This window comes from Bartonella sp. AA18HLJMS (assembly GCF_042197245.1).
In the GTDB taxonomy this organism is placed as follows: domain Bacteria; phylum Pseudomonadota; class Alphaproteobacteria; order Rhizobiales; family Rhizobiaceae; genus Bartonella.
On the sequence record NZ_JBHIRP010000035.1, the window covers coordinates 1 to 5,433 of the forward strand.

Consider the following 5,433-nt stretch of genomic DNA (forward strand, 5'->3'; position numbering starts at 1 on the left):
TAATCTTCCCCACCACAACCATATTTGCCACACGTCTCTTTAGATCTGTGATTTCTTTATCGCGCCGCTCTAACATGAGTAACCTCGATTTTATGGTATTTATCTTTGTTTTTCACGCCTGTTTCTGGTTTAAAACCGACAACGGGTTCAACAACTCTTTCGGTTGCCTTTCCTTCATCAAGGCAGGGGATATTGGTGACGTAAGTTACGTCAAAGGTTAAAATTGCACCGTGGAGTGCTAGAGCGCCATTATCACCAAAGGCAAAAGCAATATTTTGCAGGCGGCATGTTTCAACTGTGTTGTTGAGATTGGGATTAGCGTAGAAAACCTCCTCAACTTCCCATGCTAATTGATCAACAAAACGTGCGCCATCTTCACATGTTGCATAGCATTCAACATCTAGCGTTAAAACACGCCGTCTTACTCCATAATCATAGCCATCTTCAATGGTTTCACTTTGCGTTGAGATATTAATAGCTGGCATTGCTTCAATAAATAAATTGAAGTCACGCATATTGAAAACATTGTCACCAGCTGCCGTCTTTGCTGCCTTTATCAAAGCAACAAATGTTTCTCTTATCGTTTCTCTCGGATGCATGGGGGCTCCTGTTCAAATAGATTGATTTTTAATCATTTTTATTGTATTTGTGGATACATTTTGATATACATTCGTTATGGTAGCAAACATCAAAGTTCATGGCATAAATTGGGATGATGGTAACTGGCCAAAATGTGCCAAACATGGAGTTTCTAAAAAAGAAATTGAGTATTTATTCACTGAACCTGGAAATCTCGTCATAAAGCATGACCCCAATATTAAAGAAGAGCGTTTCAGAGCCATTGGACGAAGCTATAATGAACGATATATTTTTTTAGTTTTTACCTTAAGAACAATAAAGAACGAATTGTTTGTACGTCCTATTAGCGCTCGTTATATGCACCAAAAGGAGATTGATTTTTATGAAAACCTCTAAATTAAAACAAATGCCCGTTTTTAAGACGGATGAAGAAGCAGAAAACTTTGTTGATACTGCAGATCTTACTGATTATGACTTAACTGGTTTTAAGCCTGTTCATTTTGAATTCTTACCTAAAGAAGCCTCTATGAATATTCGCTTACCTCAAGCACTTATGAAGGCTTTAAAGGAAAAAGCTAAAAATCAAGCTATCCCTTACACACGCTATGTTCGACATCTCATCGAACGAGATTTACGAAAAAGCCATCGTAATTGATCCATATCCTCTGTAGAGGATACAAGAAAGGATGAAACATGAACAATAATCATTATACCTATCGTGTTTTGTGGTCGCAAGAAGATGAGGAATATGTCGGATTGTGTGCAGAATTCCCATCCCTTTCATGGTTAGATGCTCAAGCAGAGAAAGCTTTAAAAGGTATTATGGACCTTGTTTCAGAAGTTGTTGAGGACATGCAACATAATGGAGAAGAAGTTCCTGTGCCTTTGTCACATGGTAAATACAGTGGTAAGTTTCAATTAAGAATACCACCAGAGCTCCATAGAAAACTTGCAATACAAGCCGCTGAAAATGGTGTGAGTTTCAACAGATACATTTCCTCTAAACTTTGAATCTTTTAAAAGTCTATACGTACTAAAAGAAAATTAATTCTTATGAAAACCTCTAAATTAAAACAAATACCCGTTTTTAAGACGGATAAAGAAGCAGAAAACTTTGTTGATACTGCAGATCTTACAGATTATGACTTAACTGGTTTTAAACCCGTTCATTTTGAGTTCTTACCTAAAGAAGTTTCTTAACCACCTCCCCATTTTGAGAACGGGGAGGGAAGATGTGTTTTTAAATTAAGCAACCTTTTTAATGGGGTTGTCTAAATTTGGTTCATAAGTTCGCAACAAAGAATCCATACGATGTGGAAGTTCTGAAGCTCCAAAATCTGTCAAAATTGCCAAGATTTTTGTAATATTGGGCACGTCATCTTGAAGCTTTAAAACCAGAGCATCTACGACCGATTCCATAACCTCAACTATAGCATTGCAGTCCTCATCTCCAATACCTCGATGATTAGAAAGCTTAAACAACGACAGCCACAAATCGCATAAGAAGTCGACACTGCTATTCATTGCACACCCCCAAAGATTTGTTCTCTCAAACATGCCAATCCTCTAGATGTGATTTTCGTTGAAGGCAGCACCTTTTCTGTTCCATCCGGTCTTTGAATGGTAATAGCAGGGCAATCCATGAATCCTTTCTTGATCTTATCCTGATAAGGTAACAATGGCGCCCCTGGAGCACGTCGATACACCCAATCATGTTTACGCAAGTAATCCGTTAAATCCTTTGGTCGTACTTCAAGCATCTTTGCTGCTTCAATAAGACCAAACAACCCATCAGAGCGTTTTAAACCTTCCAAAGCTTTTGCTTTTGGTGCTAATTCAGCAATGGTGTTATCCTTTTGCTCAATTTGGTTTTGTAAATGTGTCAAAAAGCCAATCATTGCTTGAGGACTTGAGTAGTCTATCTGTGGAACAGCTACCTGCTTTTCCAACTCTTGCCAGCGGTCAATAATCTTTGCTCGTAAAGCAGTACTGTAACCAGAAACAAGAATTAAACATTCGCGCTTAGGTAAGTTATAACAAGGGCGGCTTTCACCTTTTGCATCAACGTAAGTACCGATAAAATCAACCAATCCAAATTTGGAGCCGTTAAGTTCTTCAAGCATCTTCTTGATATCACGCATAATATGTGCGTGCTGCTTTTTACACAAATCAGCAATTTCACGACTAGACATAGTTTGATGGATAGCACTATTAGCAGTGTTTCCTTTAATTTCTATAAGAGTGTTCATGATGAACTCCTATTGGTTAGACGTTTTTGATTGACACTTTTATAAATAAAGTGCCGGGTGCTCAAAAACACGGCCAATAGTCCGTCGTTATGCTTTTCCCATCAAGAGTATTGTATAGCATAACCACACCCGACGAGATCATTATATGCGTGTAACATACAATAAGTCAAAGCCTTTAATGTGCGAAAATAAACTATCTCGGTAGCTTATCTGCTTAGTATTTAAGGTGTTCGTTAGGTTCCTGTTTCGATTATTCATACTCCTATAATAATATCACTTTTTTCTAAAAATCATAAGCACATATTTACTTTATTTGTCGACTCACTTTAGATTTTCCAGCTTAGTTTTTTATTTATAGTGGAGGGGACAATAATGCTCGACATACTTGATACAATTGCGATGATCGTATGTTTGTTGTCGTTACCGGTGATGGTTGTCGGACTTGTTTTAGTGTGTATAAAAAAATGGTGCAAAAATGGATTGAAAACCCTTGGCATTGGAGTCTTATTATTTCTCGGCTCTGCAATATTAGGTGCGTTTTTTTTTCACAAAATCAAACCAGATCAAGTTGCGTACAATAATGAAATTTTTTCCTCCTCCTCAACTTTATTAATAGATGTTGCTACTCAAAATGAAAGCGTGACAAAGGCACTACCTGAGAATACTGATAAGCAAAGTATCCATGTTCAAGATAAAAAGTCAGACGAAAATGATGGTCTAGGTTTTTGGGGATGGTTCAGGTTAATTTTCTTTGCATTTATTGCATTGTCTATTTTTGTTCATTGGCAAGATAAACGCAACAAACGTTTTAAAGAAAAGGTTTCAGAGCAGGTTTTAATGCCTCCCCCGCATATCCATCCTTCTTCTGATTTATCAGTTGTTAATAAAATGTCGCCGGAACTTGAAAAAAAACGGTTAGAAAAGAGGGTACAGATCGTTCTTCTTTGTGCTCTACTGATTGGAGGCATTGTGGTAACAGTAACTATTACGCCATGGTTATTAGTACCCATTTTTATTGTTTTAATTTTTGTTATTATTGCCTATCGTGAGACAAAAAAGGAAAAAAGCTTTGAGCAAGAAGTTGCTCTGTGGCAATCAGATATTCCTCCCTCTAATTTTGAGGAAGCATGTGAAATGTTTCAAGAACTTGACGCAAGTGAATATGATTATCGTTTAGTACAAAATGAAAAACTGTTGGGAGTTCAAGAACGCGTTACCTTTGATATTGGCGAAAATACTCCAATTTTAGGACGTCTTTTAGTAACAAATCAAGCTATTGTATTTGAAAGCCCTGAAGATAATGAAAGGACTACTTGGGCAAGAATTGCATCAGTAACTATAACATACCAAGGATGTCACATCAGTCACCGTACCGGCGCACCATGGAATTACCGATTTAGTGCTATTCCAAATCCAAGGTTTGCAGCAGTAATCCGGGTTCTTGGGCAGCCTTATTGATTTTGAAACACACAAGACAAAGGTTCCTCATTGTTTTTTCTCCCGCAAGATAAGCTTATACATACCGGATTCAGAGGCTTGGACATCTGTGATCACGAAGTGCTCTTGAGAAGAGGGAGCTTTGCTGTTTTCAGGGGAAATGATTACAACATTATCTTCCGGTTTTGGTGGTAATCCTCCAATGTCATTGATACAAAGATCAAGTTCCTTTCTTGCAATTGTGGTAGGAATTCTGCCACCGGCGTCCGATTCCGAATGTTTAATGGTGTAAATCGCTGTGATACGAAAAGATTGCTGATTGTCTTTTCGCGTGTAGATGATGGGCTGCCCAAAGGTGTTGCGCACATCTTTAACCATTTGGTTTAGCAGCCCGTGCCATCGCATGTTATTTCGCTCCAATCACGGCTTTAAACAGCATTTCAGGGCGTGTACAGATGTAAAGCGGATAGCTATAGACCTCCGGTTTTACCCATGCATTACGGTCGTGATCAACGATCAACATCGTGTAGAGAGGCTTCCCAACGGTGTTGGCAAAATCCAAGCTTTCACCAGGAGCAAAGGTTTTTTGGAATACACCTGGCGCATCAACAGGAAAGAATTGACATTCATCAGGCTTAATTCCTATGGCGCGCTTTGTTCCAGCCTTCGCACTCACATTATAGTTGTGGATACTCCGGTAATTAATGAAAGTGACACCTGCAAAGTCAAAACTGCCAAAGCTCCCCGAGCCAAGAGTGCTTGGTGTTGCAACACCTCCAGCGCTATTGAGTGTCTGTGCTAAGGCTGTGTTTAAATAGGTTTCACGAATTGTTTTATGGTTTTTCAATTTGGAAAAGAATTCATTTCCACAAAGCCCAATAATCCGTGAACGATCAGAAAATGCTCCTTTTGAAGCCTCAATCATCCTCATAATGACCCGATCAACATTGTCAGCAACATTGGTTGTTTCTGTATTTAGTTTAAAGTCAATGGGCTTTGGTGGTGTGATTTCCCATTCTTTGTACCAATCGACAATAACAGAGCCATCAGCATCAAGGACAACACCTTGAACAGCACCGAGTTGCATATTCTCCCATGTCAATTCTATTTCAGAAATCAGTTTCTTTTGTTTTCTGGCAATATATTTCATTGCTGTCTCTAACTGATC

10 protein-coding genes and 1 pseudogene are annotated in these 5,433 nt (G+C 38.5%); 5 read left to right on the forward strand and 6 right to left on the reverse strand.

Annotation, left to right across the window (positions count from 1 at the left end; translation table 11 throughout):
• Positions 1 to 76: pseudogene (locus ACFINW_RS09325) on the reverse strand (phage baseplate assembly protein V); the annotation flags it as partial.
• The gene (locus ACFINW_RS09330) at positions 57 to 599 is read right to left on the reverse strand and encodes a hypothetical protein (protein WP_375674239.1); all 543 of its coding nucleotides are present in this window, start codon (positions 597 to 599) and stop codon (positions 57 to 59) included. The gene ACFINW_RS09330 and the pseudogene ACFINW_RS09325, both read right to left, overlap by 20 nt.
• A 76-nt stretch (positions 600 to 675) precedes the next feature.
• Here ACFINW_RS09330 and ACFINW_RS09335 point away from each other — a divergent pair, with 76 nt between their 5' ends.
• Genes ACFINW_RS09335 through ACFINW_RS09350 form a run of 4 tightly spaced genes read left to right on the forward strand, consistent with a single transcriptional unit; the run spans position 676 to position 1,779 of the window.
• Positions 676 to 975 carry a BrnT family toxin gene (locus tag ACFINW_RS09335; protein WP_012754723.1) on the forward strand — a complete coding sequence of 100 codons (300 nt, stop codon included), beginning with the start codon at positions 676 to 678 and terminating at the stop codon, positions 973 to 975.
• Complete coding sequence (locus ACFINW_RS09340; protein ID WP_012754724.1) at positions 962 to 1,234, forward strand: CopG family antitoxin; 273 nt, start codon at positions 962 to 964, stop codon at positions 1,232 to 1,234. The genes ACFINW_RS09335 and ACFINW_RS09340 overlap by 14 nt, the downstream gene beginning before the upstream one ends.
• A gap of 38 nt (positions 1,235 to 1,272) precedes the next feature.
• Positions 1,273 to 1,590 carry a type II toxin-antitoxin system HicB family antitoxin gene (locus ACFINW_RS09345; RefSeq protein ID WP_375641112.1) on the forward strand — a complete coding sequence of 106 codons (318 nt, stop codon included), beginning with the start codon at positions 1,273 to 1,275 and terminating at the stop codon, positions 1,588 to 1,590.
• 42 nt (positions 1,591 to 1,632) lie between these two features.
• Entirely contained in the window at positions 1,633 to 1,779 is a 147-nt protein-coding gene (locus ACFINW_RS09350; protein ID WP_375621833.1) for a CopG family antitoxin, read from the forward strand.
• Positions 1,780 to 1,824: 45 nt separating this feature from the next.
• On the opposite strand, the gene ACFINW_RS09355 is transcribed toward ACFINW_RS09350, so the two are convergent.
• Both ACFINW_RS09355 and ACFINW_RS09360 read right to left on the reverse strand, forming a co-directional pair.
• On the reverse strand, positions 1,825 to 2,103 hold the full coding sequence (locus ACFINW_RS09355) for a hypothetical protein (RefSeq protein WP_375674240.1): 279 nt from the start codon (positions 2,101 to 2,103) through the stop codon (positions 1,825 to 1,827).
• Positions 2,100 to 2,828, reverse strand: a complete 729-nt coding sequence (locus ACFINW_RS09360; protein WP_375621834.1) for a phage antirepressor KilAC domain-containing protein — start codon at positions 2,826 to 2,828, stop codon at positions 2,100 to 2,102. The genes ACFINW_RS09355 and ACFINW_RS09360 overlap by 4 nt, the downstream gene beginning before the upstream one ends.
• Before the next feature lie 372 nt (positions 2,829 to 3,200).
• On the opposite strand from ACFINW_RS09360, the gene ACFINW_RS09365 reads away from it, so the two are divergent.
• Complete coding sequence (locus ACFINW_RS09365; protein ID WP_375621835.1) at positions 3,201 to 4,286, forward strand: hypothetical protein; 1,086 nt, start codon at positions 3,201 to 3,203, stop codon at positions 4,284 to 4,286.
• A 27-nt stretch (positions 4,287 to 4,313) separates the two neighbouring features.
• On the opposite strand, the gene ACFINW_RS09370 is transcribed toward ACFINW_RS09365, so the two are convergent.
• Entirely contained in the window at positions 4,314 to 4,670 is a 357-nt protein-coding gene (locus tag ACFINW_RS09370; protein WP_375674241.1) for a hypothetical protein, read from the reverse strand.
• A gap of 1 nt (position 4,671) precedes the next feature.
• Positions 4,672 to 5,433 (reverse strand): major capsid protein (locus ACFINW_RS09375; RefSeq protein WP_375674242.1); only part of this gene is annotated, 762 nt, incomplete at its 5' end.

Excerpts from the sequence above, each read along its gene's own strand:
- ACFINW_RS09340 (WP_012754724.1), top strand. The coding sequence starts at position 962 with ATGAAAACCTCTAAATTAAAACAAATGCCCGTTTTTAAGACGGATGAA.
- ACFINW_RS09365 (WP_375621835.1), top strand. The coding sequence starts at position 3,201 with ATGCTCGACATACTTGATACAATTGCGATGATCGTATGTTTGTTGTCG.
- ACFINW_RS09370 (WP_375674241.1), bottom strand. The coding sequence starts at position 4,670 with ATGCGATGGCACGGGCTGCTAAACCAAATGGTTAAAGATGTGCGCAAC.
- ACFINW_RS09360 (WP_375621834.1), bottom strand. The coding sequence starts at position 2,828 with ATGAACACTCTTATAGAAATTAAAGGAAACACTGCTAATAGTGCTATC.
- ACFINW_RS09350 (WP_375621833.1), top strand. The coding sequence starts at position 1,633 with ATGAAAACCTCTAAATTAAAACAAATACCCGTTTTTAAGACGGATAAA.
- ACFINW_RS09355 (WP_375674240.1), bottom strand. The coding sequence starts at position 2,103 with ATGAATAGCAGTGTCGACTTCTTATGCGATTTGTGGCTGTCGTTGTTT.
- ACFINW_RS09335 (WP_012754723.1), top strand. The coding sequence starts at position 676 with ATGGTAGCAAACATCAAAGTTCATGGCATAAATTGGGATGATGGTAAC.
- ACFINW_RS09330 (WP_375674239.1), bottom strand. The coding sequence starts at position 599 with ATGCATCCGAGAGAAACGATAAGAGAAACATTTGTTGCTTTGATAAAG.
- ACFINW_RS09345 (WP_375641112.1), top strand. The coding sequence starts at position 1,273 with ATGAACAATAATCATTATACCTATCGTGTTTTGTGGTCGCAAGAAGAT.